Origin of the sequence: Nocardia sp. NPDC057440 (assembly GCF_042802915.1) — a bacterium.
Lineage (GTDB): Bacteria > Actinomycetota > Actinomycetes > Mycobacteriales > Mycobacteriaceae > Nocardia.
Genome location: NZ_JBHVDF010000011.1, coordinates 51122 through 66579, shown reverse-complemented (window position 1 = coordinate 66579; position 15458 = coordinate 51122). Strand labels below are relative to the sequence as shown.

General features: G+C 65.4%; 15 protein-coding genes and 1 pseudogene. 5 read left to right on the top strand and 11 right to left on the bottom strand.

The features are described from left to right. Window positions 1–184: 184 nt before the first annotated feature. Window positions 185–937 carry a histidine utilization repressor gene (gene hutC / locus ACFU4Z_RS22780; protein ID WP_379066172.1) on the top strand — a complete coding sequence of 251 codons (753 nt, stop codon included), beginning with the start codon at window positions 185–187 and terminating at the stop codon, window positions 935–937. Between the two features lie 99 nt (window positions 938–1036). Here the strand turns inward: hutC and ACFU4Z_RS22775 are convergent, their stop codons facing one another. Then, the gene (locus ACFU4Z_RS22775; protein ID WP_379066169.1) at window positions 1037–1762 is read right to left on the bottom strand and encodes a hypothetical protein; all 726 of its coding nucleotides are present in this window, start codon (window positions 1760–1762) and stop codon (window positions 1037–1039) included. 70 nt (window positions 1763–1832) lie between these two features. Between ACFU4Z_RS22775 and ACFU4Z_RS22770 the strand changes: the two genes are divergently transcribed. After that, window positions 1833–2639, top strand: a complete 807-nt coding sequence (locus ACFU4Z_RS22770) for a TetR/AcrR family transcriptional regulator (RefSeq protein WP_379066165.1) — start codon at window positions 1833–1835, stop codon at window positions 2637–2639. An 84-nt stretch (window positions 2640–2723) separates the two neighbouring features. On the opposite strand, the gene ACFU4Z_RS22765 is transcribed toward ACFU4Z_RS22770, so the two are convergent. Together ACFU4Z_RS22765 and ACFU4Z_RS22760 are read right to left on the bottom strand one after the other, a co-directional pair. Then, complete coding sequence (locus ACFU4Z_RS22765) at window positions 2724–3458, bottom strand: NAD(P)-dependent oxidoreductase (RefSeq protein ID WP_379066162.1); 735 nt, start codon at window positions 3456–3458, stop codon at window positions 2724–2726. 33 nt (window positions 3459–3491) lie between these two features. Further along, on the bottom strand, window positions 3492–4571 hold the full coding sequence (locus tag ACFU4Z_RS22760; RefSeq protein ID WP_379066159.1) for an NAD(P)/FAD-dependent oxidoreductase: 1080 nt from the start codon (window positions 4569–4571) through the stop codon (window positions 3492–3494). A 166-nt stretch (window positions 4572–4737) separates the two neighbouring features. Between ACFU4Z_RS22760 and ACFU4Z_RS22755 the strand changes: the two genes are divergently transcribed. After that, window positions 4738–5667 (top strand): RNA polymerase sigma-70 factor, encoded by a 930-nt coding sequence (locus ACFU4Z_RS22755; RefSeq protein ID WP_379066156.1) that lies wholly within the window; start codon window positions 4738–4740, stop codon window positions 5665–5667. A 158-nt stretch (window positions 5668–5825) separates the two neighbouring features. Then, window positions 5826–5945 (top strand): annotated as a pseudogene (locus ACFU4Z_RS22750) (UTRA domain-containing protein); the annotation flags it as partial. A gap of 44 nt (window positions 5946–5989) precedes the next feature. Here the strand turns inward: ACFU4Z_RS22750 and ACFU4Z_RS22745 are convergent. The 6 genes from ACFU4Z_RS22745 to ACFU4Z_RS22720 all read right to left on the bottom strand — a co-directional run bounded on the left by ACFU4Z_RS22745 (window position 5990) and on the right by ACFU4Z_RS22720 (window position 11084). Further along, complete coding sequence (locus ACFU4Z_RS22745; protein WP_379066153.1) at window positions 5990–6688, bottom strand: DNA polymerase beta superfamily protein; 699 nt, start codon at window positions 6686–6688, stop codon at window positions 5990–5992. A 320-nt stretch (window positions 6689–7008) separates the two neighbouring features. Beyond that, window positions 7009–8253 carry an NAD(P)/FAD-dependent oxidoreductase gene (locus tag ACFU4Z_RS22740; RefSeq protein WP_379066524.1) on the bottom strand — a complete coding sequence of 415 codons (1245 nt, stop codon included), beginning with the start codon at window positions 8251–8253 and terminating at the stop codon, window positions 7009–7011. Between the two features lie 255 nt (window positions 8254–8508). Further along, a complete protein-coding gene (locus ACFU4Z_RS22735; RefSeq protein ID WP_379066150.1) occupies window positions 8509–8955 on the bottom strand; it encodes a hypothetical protein in 447 nt (148 codons plus the stop codon). A gap of 88 nt (window positions 8956–9043) precedes the next feature. Next, window positions 9044–9562, bottom strand: a complete 519-nt coding sequence (locus ACFU4Z_RS22730; RefSeq protein WP_379066147.1) for a hypothetical protein — start codon at window positions 9560–9562, stop codon at window positions 9044–9046. A gap of 38 nt (window positions 9563–9600) precedes the next feature. Beyond that, on the bottom strand, window positions 9601–10575 hold the full coding sequence (locus ACFU4Z_RS22725) for a DUF6973 domain-containing protein (protein WP_379066144.1): 975 nt from the start codon (window positions 10573–10575) through the stop codon (window positions 9601–9603). 203 nt (window positions 10576–10778) lie between these two features. Continuing rightward, complete coding sequence (locus tag ACFU4Z_RS22720; RefSeq protein WP_379066141.1) at window positions 10779–11084, bottom strand: hypothetical protein; 306 nt, start codon at window positions 11082–11084, stop codon at window positions 10779–10781. Window positions 11085–11152: 68 nt separating this feature from the next. Here ACFU4Z_RS22720 and ACFU4Z_RS22715 point away from each other — a divergent pair, with 68 nt between their 5' ends. Beyond that, complete coding sequence (locus ACFU4Z_RS22715; protein WP_379066138.1) at window positions 11153–11584, top strand: hypothetical protein; 432 nt, start codon at window positions 11153–11155, stop codon at window positions 11582–11584. A gap of 127 nt (window positions 11585–11711) precedes the next feature. Here the strand turns inward: ACFU4Z_RS22715 and ACFU4Z_RS22710 are convergent, their stop codons facing one another. After that, entirely contained in the window at window positions 11712–14684 is a 2973-nt protein-coding gene (locus ACFU4Z_RS22710) for a Helicase associated domain protein (protein ID WP_379066135.1), read from the bottom strand. 226 nt (window positions 14685–14910) lie between these two features. Beyond that, on the bottom strand, window positions 14911–15096 hold the full coding sequence (locus tag ACFU4Z_RS22705; protein WP_379066133.1) for a hypothetical protein: 186 nt from the start codon (window positions 15094–15096) through the stop codon (window positions 14911–14913). Between the last annotated feature and the right edge of the window lie 362 nt (window positions 15097–15458).

Below are 15458 nucleotides of genomic sequence, written 5' to 3'. Positions count from 1 at the left end.
GCGAGTCCGGCTGGTGCGACGTGAGGCGGCTGCGCCACCCTCTCGTACGCACTGTGCGCTGGCTCACGTTTTCCCGTGAACAGGATGTATAGTCCTGTATAGACAACCTCGTGTCAAGCGCTGTCGGACGAGCGCCGACCACATGGGATGATCAGCGGGCAGTCAATGGATAGGGGTTCGAATCGTGGCGATCGTCGACGCGGAGCTTGCTGCGTTGTACAACGACGCGGGAACCGAATCGGCTCCTGCCTACGAGCGCGTGAAGAATCTCGTTGTCGCACAGATCAATTCGGGATACTGGTCCGAAGGCGACCAGCTGCCCTCGGAGAACCAGCTCGTCGCCGCACTCGGCCTGTCACGCATGACCATCAACCGCGCACTGCGCGAACTCACCGCCGACGGACTCATCGTGCGCATGATGGGCGTCGGCACCTTCGTCGCACCGCCGAAGACCGCATCCCCCCTCTTCGAGGTGAAGAACATCGCCGACGAGATCCAACGGCGCGGCCACCGGCATCGCACCGAGGTGGTCTACGTGCGCGAGGAGCACGCCGACACGGCCAACCCGGTGATTCAGGATCTGATGCGCGGCAAGGTCTTCCACTCACTGATGGTGCATTTCGAAGACGACACCCCGATTCAGGTCGAAGACAGATACGTCAACCCGAGCGAAGCCCCCGGCTATCTCGACCAGGATTTCACGCGGAAAACGCCGAACAACTATCTGAGCGAAGTCGCGCCGCTGGAACGCGGGGAGCACATCGTCGAAGCAGTACTCGGCAGTGCGGACGAATGCCGCCTCCTTCGAATCAAGCGGTCCGAACCGTGCCTATTGATTCGTCGGCGGACGTGGTCGGCGCGGGGATTGGTCAGCGCGGCGCGGCTGGTCCACCCGGGATCGCGAAACCGCTTGGAAGGCACCTTCACTGGTCAATGAGCCGCAACTCGAAGCAACACCGAAGGCCCCGTAGCCACCTGCCGGGAAGGCAGGGAGCGGGGTTCCCGCCAGGAAGCGCCGTGACGGTGTCGCGCGTGATCATGCTCGAACGGCAAGAGGGAGTTCGACGCTCGGGGGCGTCTTCTTCATCAGGAGCGCGACACCGACGATCGCGAGCCAGATGGCCGCGTAGCCGTTGAACATCGCGACCGCGCCCCAACCGTTGGATGCGTAGAACTGCGACGAGTTGTAGCCGAAGAACATCGACGGCACACCCGCCAGATGCAGGGCTGCGATTGCGATTGAGGACCAACCGATCCATCGCGGAAGAGCGCGACTGCGCAGGACCGCGTACCCGAAGGCGAGGCCGAAGACGAGCAGCATCAGGTGGCTGATGGTGCCGTAGAGCAGGTAGGTGGGAACGGTTCGGGTCGGGTCGATCCAGGCGGCGGTCTTGATCGCGGTGCCGCCCTCCAAGCCCTTGGCGACCATGTCGAAGATCGTCCAGGCCACGCCGGCGGTGCCGGCGAGCGCACCGAACCATTCGTAGCGAGCGTCTGCCCGCGTGATCAGTGGCCGGATGCCGGTCATGAAGACCAGGAACAGCGTGAGGGCGAGAAAGTTGAACAGCGTGCGGGTGAGGATCAGCCAGTCCGGCATCAGGCTGCCGGTGTCGACGCCGCACCTCGGGGGGTTGCAGGACGGGACGACGAAGTAGAGCGAAAGCTCGGCCATCGCGAAGACGGCGCCGAGGATCGCGGCAACCCCGACCCAGCGACGAGCGGAATCCGGAAAATGAATCTGTGCGTGCATTGAAGTGTTCATGGCATGCACAGTAATAACAACTGTGCATGCCGTCTACTGTTTTGTATGCGCCTCTGGAAGGATTCCGGCTATGACCCCACCCAAGAGCTCCCGAGGTGCGGCAGCGGATGGCGATGCCGCACTGCAGGTCGAGTCCGCCGACACCGCCCCCGAGGCGCTACCACCCGGCCTGGCTGCGGCCTGGGGTGTCGTCGGCACCGGACGGCGGCGCGGCCCCAAGCCGGCGCACACGGTCGAGGAGATCGTGGCGATCGCGACGCAACTGGCCGACGACGAAGGCATCGCCGCAGCTTCGCTTCCGAAGGTGGCCAGTCGTGTCGGCGTGACCACCAACGCGTTGTACCGCTATGTCAGCTCGAGAGATGAGCTGATCACGCTCGTGGCCGACCGCGCCTGGGGCGACCCGCCGGCGCTGCGGGACGGTGACTGGCGAGACAAGGCTGCGCTGTGGTCACGTCAGCTCTTCCAACGCTTCTTGTCGCGTCCATGGCTGCTGGACGCACCAACGACCATCCCGCTGACACCGCACAACGCAGCCTGGCTCGATGCTCTCATCACCGTCCTCAAACCGACCGGCATGGACGCACAGCAGATGCTGAACTGTGCGTACCTCCTCGACAGCCACGCGCGGTACGGCGCCAACCTGCAGCGCAACACTCCAGCTCCGGCGGCGCTGCGGCGTGCGAATCCCGATCAACGGCGGGCGATCCGCGCGATCCGTCTGTTCTTGGACGAGCAGCTGCGCGCCCGCAACCTGAACGCGGTCGCAGAGCTGCTCGAAGACCCGGCGTACCTCACCGACGAGCCACCGCTCGACGGCTTCGAATTCGGCCTCGCGAGGATCCTCGACGGCATCGAGGCGTTCATCCGGCGATAGCAGCTCACAGCGAGGGGTCGCGGTACCGACGCAGAGCCGGGCTGACCGTGATGACGAGCGCGAGAGCGGCGCTCACGGCACCGCCTATGGCGATGCTGAGCCATCCGCTGGTGATCTGCGCGGCCCCAGCCCGGCGAGTGCTTCGCGGCGGATCCACTGGAGCAAGGTGGGGTTGTCGACGGTGGTGACGACGCCGACGGCGGTGCGTAGGTAGCGGTCGTCGTCCAGCAGGGCCAGCATGCTCGCGGCCAGGTCCGCACGGGCGGTGAACATGCCGTCGGCATGGCCCTCGACGAGGGTGTAGTCGGTGACCGACGGCAGGTGGTAGAGCCCGCTCGGGCGCACGATCGTCCAGTCCAGTTCACTGGTGCGAAGCAGTGATTCCATCCGGCGCATGTCGTCGTACAGCGTCTTACCCAGCACCCGCGTCACGTATGGCACCAGTACTCGGTTGAACAGGAATCCGCCGTCGGAGTACGAGTGCGGGTCGACCCCGCTCGAGCTGACCACGGCGAGCCGACGCACCAAATGCCGTTCCATCGCGGCGACAATATTGGCCGCACCGCGCGAATAGGTGCTGATCGGTTCCTTCCCAGCGGGCACCCCGAGCGCCGACAGCACCGCATCCCGCTCCGCCACGGCGGCGTCGACCGCCACCGGATCGAGCACGTCGGCACCGATGACGTCGAGCCGATCATGGTGCAGCGGAAACGAGTCCGGCTGCCGGGTGACCGCGGCGACCTGATGTCCGGCGGCGAGCGCCTGGCCGGTGAGCAGGCGGCCGGTGGGACCATTGGCTCCGAAGACTGCGATACGCATGACGACTGTCCTTCCCTGTCCGGGTGTTGTTCATCAGAGGCTGGAGACGCCCGCGCGGGCGGTGGAGAATGCGCTGTGAGCACCCATTTCCTTGAGCACCACCGCGGTGCGGCCGGCGAGGTAGGCCCGCCTGACGGAGTCGTCGGCATGGGTGAACTGGCCGACCGCGTCCTTCCTGCCGAGAGAGATGCCACGGTTCCAGTACGGGAAGGAGTGTGGTTTGGGTTTGCGGCCTTTGCGCAGGCGGGCGAAGTTGTCGGCCGCGTGAATCGCCTGTGGCAGAGCGGTATAGCAGGCGAAACGCGCTCCTGGCACGGCCGCGCAGTCACCCACCGCGAAGATCCGCTCATCGCTGACGCTGCGCAGGAATTCGTCGACGACCGCGCGACCGCGCACATCGACCTGGAGGCCGCTGCGCGCCGCGAGGTCGGGAACGTCGGCCACGATCGCCCACAGGGTCAGGTCGGAGGTGAATGACGCTCCCGATCGCACGTGGACGACGCCGTCGAATTGCCCTGTGCCCGAGGACACTTCGGTCACCCCATCGTCGACGATATCGACGGTCAGCCGCTCCAGTCCGGCGCGTATCCGCAGCTGCGCTCCCTCGGAAAGGCCCCCGCCCACCGAGGACCCGATCAGCCGCACCCGCACATCCGGCCTGGCCTCAGCGATCTCGGCCGCCGTCTCAATGCCCGTCGCACCGCCCCCGACGACGGTCACCCGACCGCCCGCAGGAAGCGCCGCCAGCGCCGCGCGAGCCTGTTGCGCGCCTTCCCACGTGCCCACCGGGACCGTTCCCGGCATCGACGCCACCGTGCTGCCCACGGCCAGGAAGGCGTAGTCGAAGTCGATTCGCTCGCCGTCGGTGAGGGCGACGGCGCCGTCGCCGATCTTGTCGACAGTGCCGAGCCGCACCGTGATCCCCGCGCGCAGTACCTCCGTGAGGGGTGTCGCTGCCGAGGCTGTCCCTGCGATCTGCTGGTGCAGCCTTACCCGCTCCACGAAATCCGGGCGCGGGTTGATCACCGTGATCTCGGCATCCCGCACCTTCTTGGCCACCCGGTTCGCCACGAGCGTGCCCGAGTAGCCGCTGCCCACTACTACAACCTGCATGTCAGCCTCCTGTCTGGTGTAACTCGACGAACACAAGACGCTGGTGACCGCACCCCCGTGACAGGCAGGCCACGTGACGTACGCCACCGAGCGCGGGTGTCACAAACCGGGCCGGACCGGCGTCTGGTGTGTGGCACAGTCGAGAACGAGCAGGCAGGAGTCGGCTATGAGCGAGCGAACAAAGGACGCGGCCGAGCCACCACCTCATGACGGCCGCTCGGATCCCGCCACCGAGGCGTTCGTCGCCCACCGCAACCTGCTGTTCACCGTCGCCTACGAGATGCTCGGCTCGGCCGCCGACGCCGAAGACGTCCTGCAGGAGACCTGGCTACGGTGGGCGGGCGTCGACCTCGACATCGTGCAGGATCAGCGTGCCTACCTGGTCCGGATCACCACCCGCCAGTCGCTGAGCCGACTGCGTGTCCTCGACCGGCGCAAGGAGTCCTACGTCGGCCCCTGGCTGCCCGAGCCACTGCTCACCACCCCCGACGTCGCCGAGGACATCGAGCTTGCCGACAGCGTCTCGATGGCGATGCTGCTCGTGCTCGAAACACTCGCACCGACCGAGCGAGCGGTATTCGTGCTCCGCGAAGTATTCGACCTGGCCTACAACGAAATCGCCGAAGCCGTCGACAAGACCCCCGCCGCGGTCCGCCAAATCGCCCACCGAGCACGGGCGCACGTCGCCGCGCGCCGACCACGTGGAATCGTTTCCTCGGACCAGACCCGAGACGCACTCGAAGCGTTTCAACGAGCGGTCGAAACCGGCGATCTACAGCGCCTGCTCGAGATCCTCGCGCCCGACGTCGTCGCCCTGAACGACGGTGGCGGAATCAAACAGGCCCTACCGCGGCCCATCGTCGGGGCCGACCGAGTGGCTCGACTGTTCGCCCTCTACTGGAACACGATCGGCGCCACGGCGACACTGCAACCGACACAGGTCAATGGATACCCGGCGCTGATCGTCCGGCTCGACGGGGAGCTCGACAGCGTGATGGCGGTGCGCATCGACGCCGGCCTCATCAGCGGGATCTACTCCGTGCGCAATCCGCAGAAGCTGTCGCATATGGAACACGAAACCCTGCTGCACCGTTGAGGCCCGAGCTCCGCGGAAACCGACAACACCACAGGCACCTGCACGCCGGTCCTCGCGTAGCAGGTCTTGCCGCACCGTGGAGCGGACGAGGACGCGCCAAGCCTGCCCGCCGGTACCGGACTACTGCCTCACGGACCGAATGGGGAGAGGACCCGGCGCTGGAGCGTGGCGAGCACATCGTGGAAGCAATCCTCGCGAGTGCGGACGAATGCCGCCTACTCCGCATCAAGCGGCCCGAATCGTGCCTATTGGTACGTCGTCGGACCTGGTCAGCGCGGCCCGCTTCGGGCATGGGACAAGAAGCGTCGCGCAGTCCCGACGCTCACCAATTGTCCAAATGCGCGCGACGCAACCGCTGCAGAAAATCCTCCAGTGGAGCCTCGTCCGGACACTGCCGCAGTGCGGTCTTCGCGGTGTCGAACTTCTGCTCGTAGTCCGCGATCAGCGCCTTCGCCGCGGTCTCGCCGGATTCCTCCATCATCTGGCGGCCGAAGTCGAAGTAAGGCTCGGGGTCGGGCAATCGCACCGGCAGCACTCCGGTCGTATAGAGCTCGTAACCCTGCCACAGCAGCCGCAGGGTATGTCGGGCGTGCTTGGCCAGCCGCGGATCCCGCAGCCCTTGAGTCTCACGGCGATGCAGCATCCGGCGGAACTGTGCCATCGCGTAGCCGAAGTACGAGTGCCGAACTCGCTGCGCCGACAGGAAACACGACCGCAGGCTCACCAGCTCGGCACCGAAATCGGTGGCGACAGTGTAGTTGTCGAGCCACAGGATTTCGCTGACAGTTGGATTGCACGACAGGATCAGACCCATCGCTTTGCCGACCTCGTGATAGGTGGCGTCCGCACCATCTCGGCCGTGCCGGGTACCCCGATCCCGAGTCGGCGGGTGCAGCCCGAGGAAGGTCCTGGTGGGCTCCACATAGATGCCGAGATAGTCGACGTCGCTCTCAGTCGTGTTCAGCCCGTAGGCCACCGATCCGACGACGCCCTCCAGCAACAGATCGTTCCGGTCGCTCATCGCGCATCCTTCCCCGCCCTCCGAATGTGCCGAGTATCCGTGACACGGATCGGAAACGACACCGAATAAATCCGCCGTAGACACGCACGAGGTCGCGAATATCGCGGATTCCCTTCTCACCCCGAGTACTCCAACTGGACTTCGTGATCATGATCTGAATCGTGATCGGTGCTGGCAGTAGCTGCGTCGGGCGCGATGCCGGTGTCGCCGGAACGACCAACGCATCCGGTGGCCCAGGGCACGGGCAGCGGCGAGACACGTGCTGAGCGGAAGGCACCCGCCACCACCGAGATCGCTGCCTCTGTCGGATTACGTATCCATCAGCGTGATCGGTAGTCGATGGGCGGACTCGGGTCGTGCTCTGGCGCGGCCTGCAGGTCGGGCGCGGCGGCGGCCAGCAATGCGTCGCGGTCGCGGTTCATCGGAGGATAGATCCGACGAGTGTTGATGGCGCGCTTGGTGTCTTTAGCCTCCTCGCCGCACGCGACCACGTGGCGGTCCCAGCCCTCGGTGTACACCGCGCCTGCCGGTCCCAGATCGAGAACCGTTACATACCAAGGGATCCGCAACGGCTTCACGGACTCGCCCAGAAGATCGCCGATGACGTTGTATCCGGCCCATCGGCCCATCGGGCGGCTGTGCTGGCAGGACATCACCGACATATGCTCGTCGTCCATTTTTGCGGCGGCGACGTCACCCGCGGCGAATACCCCGGGCACACCGCGGACCCGCAGATAATCGTCGACGGGGAGTCGACCCAGCCGGTCACGGTCGACCCCGAAGTCCGCGGTCAGCGGGCTGGCCCGCATGCCGGCACACCAGACGACGGTAGCGGCGGACACCACTTCGCCCGAGGAGAGCGTCACGCCGCGCTCGTCGATGGCGACGACCCCGACGCCCAACTTGGTCTCGATCCCGGAGTAGGCCAGCGCGGCCTCGATGACCGGTCGCGCCGATGCGCCCATGTCCGAGCCGACCATCGGGTTATGGTCGACCAGGATGACCCGCGGTGCGACGGCACGCGCGGCAAATGTCTCGGCGAGCATCGCGGGCAGTTCAGTCGCCTCTTCGATCCCCGTCAAACCTGCCCCGACGACGACTACTGTCGCGGCCGCCTGGTCAGCGGGGCCCTCGGCAAGCCGGCGCAGGTGGGCTTGCAGTCTGGTCGCCGCGTCATGGGTGTCGATGTCGAAACCGAACTCCCGCAGGCCAGGGATATCGGGCTTGACCACCTGGCTGCCCAACGCGACCACCAGCCGGTCGTAGCCGTGAGCGCCCGCGGTGGATTCCACGACCCGCGCCGCAGCATCGATCGCCGTCACTTCGCCGATGATGTGCTTGATTCCGACCGGATCGAGAAGACCGCTCAGCGGGATGCGGGATGTGCTCAGATCGGTCTCATAGTCGCGCACGCGGATGTCGTGGTACGGCGTGGAACTGATCATCGTGACGTCGACGGTTCCGACCGCCACACCGAGCTCGTCAAGCCGCCGGACCGCCGCGAGCGCCGCCCACAGACCCGCGAACCCGGACCCGAGAACCACGACACGCGAAGGATCGGTCACTGCAGCGCGCTGCACATCGCCATTTTAATACTCCAGCCGGACTTCGTGATCATTGATGCTGCTGGTCGGGGCGCTGGAAGTGCGCGGCTTCTCTCATCCGCCGCCACCCGGCCCACGGTTTGCGCGGCCACCACCGGTTGCCCCACGCAGGACGACCGGTGGTGCGGTCGTCGACCACGAAAGTCCGCGCGCACATGTCGCCGCGCGCTCGGGCGGCTTTCTTGCAAAGCTCTGGGATCAACTTCACGACTTCTGTCAGGAGAATTCCTCGATATCCAGCACCCGAACCGGACCACTGGACAGCGGCCCGGTTTGCTCGGTCTCTCGAGTCTGCACAACGGAATCGGGCGTGGCGTACTTCGTCGCGTGCACACTGTGGCGCGGCACCTTGTCGTCGAACGCGTACACAACCTTGCCGTCCCGCACGAACACCTGGATCGCGGAATCCGAGCCCTGTGGTAGCCCCTTCCAGTCGAGGTCCTTGGTCCCAAGCGTGGCATTCACCTTTTCCTCGGACACCGGTGAGTAGAAGCTGTACATCCGATCCCACGCCCCGATCCCAATCCCTGAACCAGTGACGATATCTCCGAGCCGTGCGGTATTTCGCGCATCCCGCACCTGATCGAAAGCCGCTGCCAGAGCCCGATTCTCGGCCTGCACGATCACGCTCTCACCGCCGAACTGGCATCCTGCGGTCACCACGACGACCGCCGCCAGCCCGCACAGGCCGCGCCCACCTAGGAGTCGTATATGTGCTGATTCGCACGACCTGGCCGTCTCTCGCCTCACTCTAGGAAAGCTCGTCTATTTCGAGTACCCACACCGTGCCGGTTGCCGGGTAGCCGCGAGGTTCCTCTACCGCGCGTACGGCGGAAGCTGGAGTTGCATATTTTCCGTTGCGGACACCGTGTCTCGGCTTCTTGTCGTTGAACGCGCGAACGACTTTGCCGTTCAGTACGAAGACCTGCGTTGTCTGCTCGGAATCCTGAGGAAGTTTCGCCCAGCTGAGCCCATCAGTGCCGAGAGCAGCGTTGAGTTCCTTCTCGGTATTGGGCGAGTCGAAGGAGTACATGCGGTCCCATGATGCGGCGGGTAGGCCGGCCTCAGCCATCATCTCGCCAAGGTTTGCGGAACCTCTCGAATCGAGGATCTGCCTGAAAGCTGCTGCCAAATCAGGATTTTCGTCCTCCACTGCTACTTTGTCGCCGCCGAGTGGTAACTGACTACATCCCGAACCGACAGCGATGAGCGCGGCCAGCCCGAACGCGCCGAGTACCCGTCGAGCGGCAGAGCCTATGACGTTCAGCATGTGTCTCCGTGTCTTCGAAATAGCAGAATCAGCGTGTGTCACTTCGGCGATGGCCGATTGTTCGGCACAGGGGAACCCGGTAGGAAGGCGGGATCCTCATCGAACTTCTGCGAGTTCACACTGTCCCCGACTCGGACCTGATTGGTCCAGTTCAGATTCTTGTCTTGACCGATCAGGACTGTGTCGCCCCGATCAACAGCGTCCTTGACCAGGCCTTGAAGATCCTCTGGGCTGGCGTCCGGGTTCGCCAAGGCAATCTTGCGACCGACTTCGTTGTTGTACAGGTCCATTGCCTCGCGAACCGCGGCATTGTCCGGCCTTGCTTCATGTTTCGAGGTGTACTCTTTGGTCCATTCCTCGCCGAACTCTTGTGTCATCCGCGCATTCCAATAGGTGTGCCGGAATGCGTCGGTGTGGTCATCCTGTTCGCCGCCGAACTGATCTTTCGCCGTGTCCTCGGCGTCGGTCATGATGCGGTAGAACTTGATTTTGTCGGCAAGGCTGAGTTGATCGAGCATCGCGGCCTCACTCGCGGTGACGTCCTTGGGCTCGAACTCCCCCCAACTCTTCACTTCCATCAAGGCTTTGAGCGTCCCCTCCGGCCACTTGACCATGCCATCCGGATCGGCAGCCACCTGATAGTCGTTCACGATGCGCTCGAGTTCCGCACTGGGTGGGATCGGGACGTCGGCGAAGGCGTTTTCGATGGATTTGCGGGCGTTCTCGGCGGCGTCGGCGGCGGCTTGGAGCGCCTTGACGATGTCGCTTTCGTGTTGCTTCGCGATCGCGCGCAAGACATAGTCTGCGGTCACCCATGAGGTGTCCGGATAGCTCAGCAGCCACCCCACTGTCGTGTCGTCGTAGCCGACGGCGCCGCTTTCGGCGACTATGAACTTTTGCTCCTCGGCGGTCGCGATCGCGTTCACTGCGGCGGTTTTCGCGAAGCCGAGGGTCTGCGCGATCTGAGAGCTCGCCAGTTCGCCCTTTTCAAAGGCAGTGGCCACCTTGGACATCGAGGACAGCGCTTCGGTGCCTTTGTCGCGCATAGCATCGCTCGCAGGCCCGCGCCAGAAGCCAGGAGAATCGGCGAGTTGGCGTGAGACGGCGCCGTGCTCGTCGGTGATCGCCTGGACGCCGCGGCCCCACTCCAGGCCCTGGTCTGTCAGGGGTGCGACGTTCCAGCTGCGAATCTGCGACTTTGTCGGTGGTAGCGAACTCATCGAGGGGCGTCGCCGACAGACTCGAACGCACCGGCATTGGTCTGGTCGCGGTTGTTGTACTCGACGATGCTGATGCCCGCCTTGTCCGCGATTTCGGTTAGCTGGGCATTGACGCCCTTCACGCTCGCTCCCGCTCGCCAGCCTGCCTTCATGAAGGCGTGCCCGAGACCGGAGCCCGGCAACGCCTGCTCGATCGCGGCGATGAAGCTGCTGGTGGGGATCTGTGCCAGCGCATCGCGGGACTGGTTCAGCGCACCGATCATGCCCTCAACTGCGGGTTGATCAACATAAAGCTCGGTCATTCGTCCCTCCCCTGGAAGCGAGCTACGCTAGCACGACTGTATTGGACACGTGGAGGGCGAAGTCGACGGTGTATCCAAACAGTAAAGACATCGATCCGATCAACGGCCGGATGGACGCGGTGCGGCGGGCGCTGCTGACCGATCGGGCCAGCGCCGGTCGATATGGAGTCACCGTAGAGGTGGGCGCGGACGGGACCCTGGCCGCGGTTCGCATCGACGAAAGCGTCACGCCGTATGGGGTCGAACTCGGGAAACTGATCACCGATTTGGCCCGGGAAGCCCTCGAGGAAGCGCGCATCAATGTGCGAGACCGCTTGGCCGAATTCAGCGCGGATCCCCGGATCGAGGCGGTGCGGGAGACGCTGGAGAGCGCCGTCGAACGTCCGGCGCCGACAGTGCCCGCACCGCGACATCGTCCCGCACCGGCAGACGAAGACGAGCTCAGCGAAGACGAGTTGATCGAGCTGAATGAGAGGCGCAACCGAAGCTATTTCCACTGACAGGGCAACAAATAGCCCGGTCCCTGGCGGATCGGGCCTCCTGTGGAATTCAGTGGTCTCGCTCGTGAGGTCGCCGGGGCCAGGCTGCTCGAGGCTGGGTGACGTGAACGGTGGTGTCCGTGCTGGACTACCGGCCACCGGCGGGATGCCAGTCGATGCCGAGTTCGGTCAAGGCTTGCGCTCTTTGCGCGGACAGTCGGCCCGTTCGATAGTCGTTGCGGCGTGATCGGATCCACGTGCCGAGCCGGAAACCGTCGCGGGTGACGTGACACGCGGAAATGTCGATGTGCCCGTGCCGCTCGCGGTAGGCGATCAGCGCGGCGATGGCTTTGTCCCACGCTATTTCTCGTGGACCACGCCAGTCGATGCCGAGGGTTTCGAGTTCGGCGGCGCGGTCTGCGGGTAGCGTGCCCGAGCGATGGTCGCGCCGGCATTGCGCGAGCCACGCACCGAGGCGGAATCCGTCCGCGGTGCGGTAGCTGTTGTCGACGTCTGCGTGACCGTGCATGTTCCGGTACGCCTCGAGCTGTTCGATTCCGATCCGCCATCGCGATTGTTTGTGCGCGGTGCCGCCGGTGAGCTGTGGTCCCAGATCGACGCCGAGGCGATGCAGGTCGTCGATCTGGGCAGCGGTCAGTTCGCCCGATCGGTAGCTGGTTCGGCATCCACTGATCCATGCGCCGATCCGAAATCCTGTTGGCGTCGTGTGCCTCTGGGCAGGGTTGGCGTGACCGTACTCGCGGCGGAACGCGGTCAGGTCTTCGAGGTGCCGGTTCCACAGACGTCGGCTCCATCGCGGTTCGGCAAGGTCGATGCCTGCGGCGGCCAACCCGGTGGCCTGTTCGCTCGGCAGCGTCCCGGCGCGGAACATCTCGCGGCGGCGCGACAGCCACTTCCCGAGCTGGAATCCGTCCGATGCGACATAGGTGGCCGGGACATCCGTGTGACCATGATGCGTCCGATAGGCATCGAGCGCGGCCAATGCCATCTTCCATCGGATCGCGTGGCGACTGATGGTCGGATTCCAGTCGACATCAAGAGATTCCAAGGCTGCGATGTGTTCCTCCGGCAAGGTTCCCGTCTGGTACTGCTCGCGGCGTTTGCGCAGCCATTGCCCCAGCTCGAAGCCATCGGCGTTCACATACGACACCGCGACATTGCCGTGCCCGTGTGCGGTATGGAAAGCGCGCAGCGCCACGATCGCCGCCTCCCATTTCACGGCGAGCGAATCCCAGTCCACGCCAAGGGCTTCCAGCTCGGCGACCCGCTCCGCCGAAAGCTTCCCGGCCCGTTGCCGAGTGCGGCACTGCACCAGCCACTCACCCAACCGGTGTCCCTCCGCGGACCGATAGTCGGCGGCGACGCTCAGGTGTCCGTGCTCGGCGCGGAATCGATGCAGCGCGGCTATTCCCGTTTCCCATCTGGTCGTGAACGGATCCCAGTCCACGCCGAGGGCCTCCAGCTTCGCGACCCGATCTGCGCGCAGTGTCGCGGCTTTGTATTCGCGTCGACACCGGCCCAACCACCGGCCCAACTGATAGCCGTCGGGAGTGCGGTAGTCGTAGGCGACATCGGCGTGTCCGAACTCGGCGTGAAAGGACACCAAGGCACCGTAGTTCTCCCACCATGGTGAGGTCGTCGTCGCCACGGTGCGCAGCAGGATCGCTCGATGGAACGCATCGCTCACCCGAGCGGGCGCACCGTCGATCTGCAGCAGGTTCGGCAGATAGCCGGTCTCCCTGGGTTCGGGCAGGCCCGGCCGCGACAGCTGGCGTCGATGGTCCAGGTAGTCGGCGATCCGTTCATCGTGCGCACGCAACGCCCGCACCACCCGCCACACGGTATCGAAATCCGAACCATCCAGCGCCGCTTGGGGATTCTCGCCCTCGGTGAGGAAGATCGGCACGATGATCGTGGCGATCTTTCCCGTTTCGCCGCCGCGTCGCAAAGCCCGGCCGACGGCCTGCACCACGTCGGTGACCGAGTCGCGCGGGTCGGCGAACATCACGGCGTCCAGGGCGGGCACGTCCACACCCTCGGCGAGCACGCGGGCGTTGGAGACCACCACTGTGGAGTCGCCGGGGTGCTGTAGTGCTGCCAGCGCGGCACGGCGGTGCTGGGGCGGCATATCCCCGCTGACCCAGCGGGCGCGCACCTCCCACGGTGGCCGATCATCCGCGGGCAACAGGTCGATGGCCGCGGCCAACCCCGTGGCGAACCGGGTCGCCGCCATGACACGGCCGTGATAGGTGATCACACGTCGTAACCCGTAGTCGCGCACAGCTTTTACCAAAGCGACCTGCATGCCCAGCATCCGCGCCGACACCGCGCGCCCCTCGACGCTCACAAGCCGGCGCGCGGCGGTCAGTTTCGCCACCTCGGCGTCGGTAACCGTCACCACTGCCACGCGATAATCGGCCAGCAGGCCCGATTCGATCGCGGCCGCGAACGGCAGCTGGAACACCTGCCGACCGAACACCGTGGGATCGTCCATGCTCACACTGTCGGTGCCGCCGAGCGTCCTAATCCGTGGCGTCGCGGTCAGATACAGCCGCCGCGTCGCCGGTACCAGCCGATTCTCGTGTATCTGCGCCCACTGCCCCCGCACTCCGGCAGTGCGATGGGCCTCGTCCACAACGACCAAACCCCAACATCCCAGCCCGTTCTGGGCGTGCGCCGCAATGATCACCGGGAGACTCGCGTAGGTGGCGAACACGGTGACGCGCTCGGCTCGCGCGGCGAAACCAGCGATCACCGCGGGGTCGGTGGTGACTGCGGCCGATAGTCTGGTCAGCTCGGCCGCCGGATCCGTGACCTGTTTGTCCCCGCACACCGCCGCGATGACACCGGCCGCCGAACCGAGATGACTCACGTAGGAGAGCGCGGTCTGCGACAACAACTCCAGGGTGGGCACCACGATGAGCACGGCACCGGCGGGCACCAAACGCACTGAGCACTCCGCACCGATCAGCGTCTTACCGGTTCCGCACGCGGCCACGGCCGTCGCCCGGCCCCGTTCACCCAGCTCGACGCAGATCTTCTCGACAGCCTCGGCTTGGTGCGGCCACAAACCATTGCCCGGCTCCTCCGCACTCCGCACCGAAGCTCCCTGTCTCGAATGTTATTGGTAGCGGGTGTGTTTGATACGACGAGCGCGGCGCTGCCCTGCTCGGTACCGCACAGGTCGACGCGGCAAGTCGCTGAACCACGGGATCGGGGCCATGACCGAATCCATACAGGCACGGACGTAGCAAGGCGGACCTCTCCCCTGTCCTTGCTACGTCCGGCGCAGCCGACCAGGCCCCTCTCCTGGCGCCTCGCGGCCGCTACGACTTCAACCACGCATCGATCTGATCCAGGCTGCCGCTGTAGATGCGCTCGCCGTCTTCGGCAGCCAACAGTGTCCAGCCGCCTGGTGGATACTCGGCATGGACGAGCAGGTACCCGGCCTGCTCGGCCCGCGCCTCGAGGGAACGCACGAGCGCCACAAACGAATCCGGTTGCCGTGTCACGGGCCGTGACCGCCTTTCGTGCTCGTTCACCAGGGCTTCCCCCAAAGTCGATGTCGGCGTGATGAATCAGGTCGGATGCGTCCGGCGGCTACCAGTGCGTCGAACGCGGCGTGCTTGCGGTCGCAGTCGTGATCCCGGTGCAGCTGCATTGCCAGATGGGCGTCGGCGAGGGTGAACGGCCGACCAGGTGGGCCGCATGTCCACGCCTTCGGCCATTCGACCGGCCGGATAGGGCAGCGATCTCGGGCCGGCCGGTGGCGGCGTGGCTGGTCTACTGGCCACACGCACGCCACCCCGACCATGGCGCACGATCCGCTCCCGAGAACCGCGAGGATGCTGTGCACTACTTGCCATGTGCCCAT

Excerpts from the sequence above, each read along its gene's own strand:
- ACFU4Z_RS22775 (WP_379066169.1), bottom strand. The coding sequence starts at position 1,762 with ATGAACACTTCAATGCACGCACAGATTCATTTTCCGGATTCCGCTCGT.
- ACFU4Z_RS22770 (WP_379066165.1), top strand. The coding sequence starts at position 1,833 with ATGACCCCACCCAAGAGCTCCCGAGGTGCGGCAGCGGATGGCGATGCC.
- ACFU4Z_RS22765 (WP_379066162.1), bottom strand. The coding sequence starts at position 3,458 with ATGCGTATCGCAGTCTTCGGAGCCAATGGTCCCACCGGCCGCCTGCTC.
- ACFU4Z_RS22760 (WP_379066159.1), bottom strand. The coding sequence starts at position 4,571 with ATGCAGGTTGTAGTAGTGGGCAGCGGCTACTCGGGCACGCTCGTGGCG.
- ACFU4Z_RS22755 (WP_379066156.1), top strand. The coding sequence starts at position 4,738 with ATGAGCGAGCGAACAAAGGACGCGGCCGAGCCACCACCTCATGACGGC.
- ACFU4Z_RS22745 (WP_379066153.1), bottom strand. The coding sequence starts at position 6,688 with ATGAGCGACCGGAACGATCTGTTGCTGGAGGGCGTCGTCGGATCGGTG.
- ACFU4Z_RS22730 (WP_379066147.1), bottom strand. The coding sequence starts at position 9,562 with ATGCTGAACGTCATAGGCTCTGCCGCTCGACGGGTACTCGGCGCGTTC.
- ACFU4Z_RS22725 (WP_379066144.1), bottom strand. The coding sequence starts at position 10,575 with ATGTCCAAGGTGGCCACTGCCTTTGAAAAGGGCGAACTGGCGAGCTCT.
- ACFU4Z_RS22720 (WP_379066141.1), bottom strand. The coding sequence starts at position 11,084 with ATGACCGAGCTTTATGTTGATCAACCCGCAGTTGAGGGCATGATCGGT.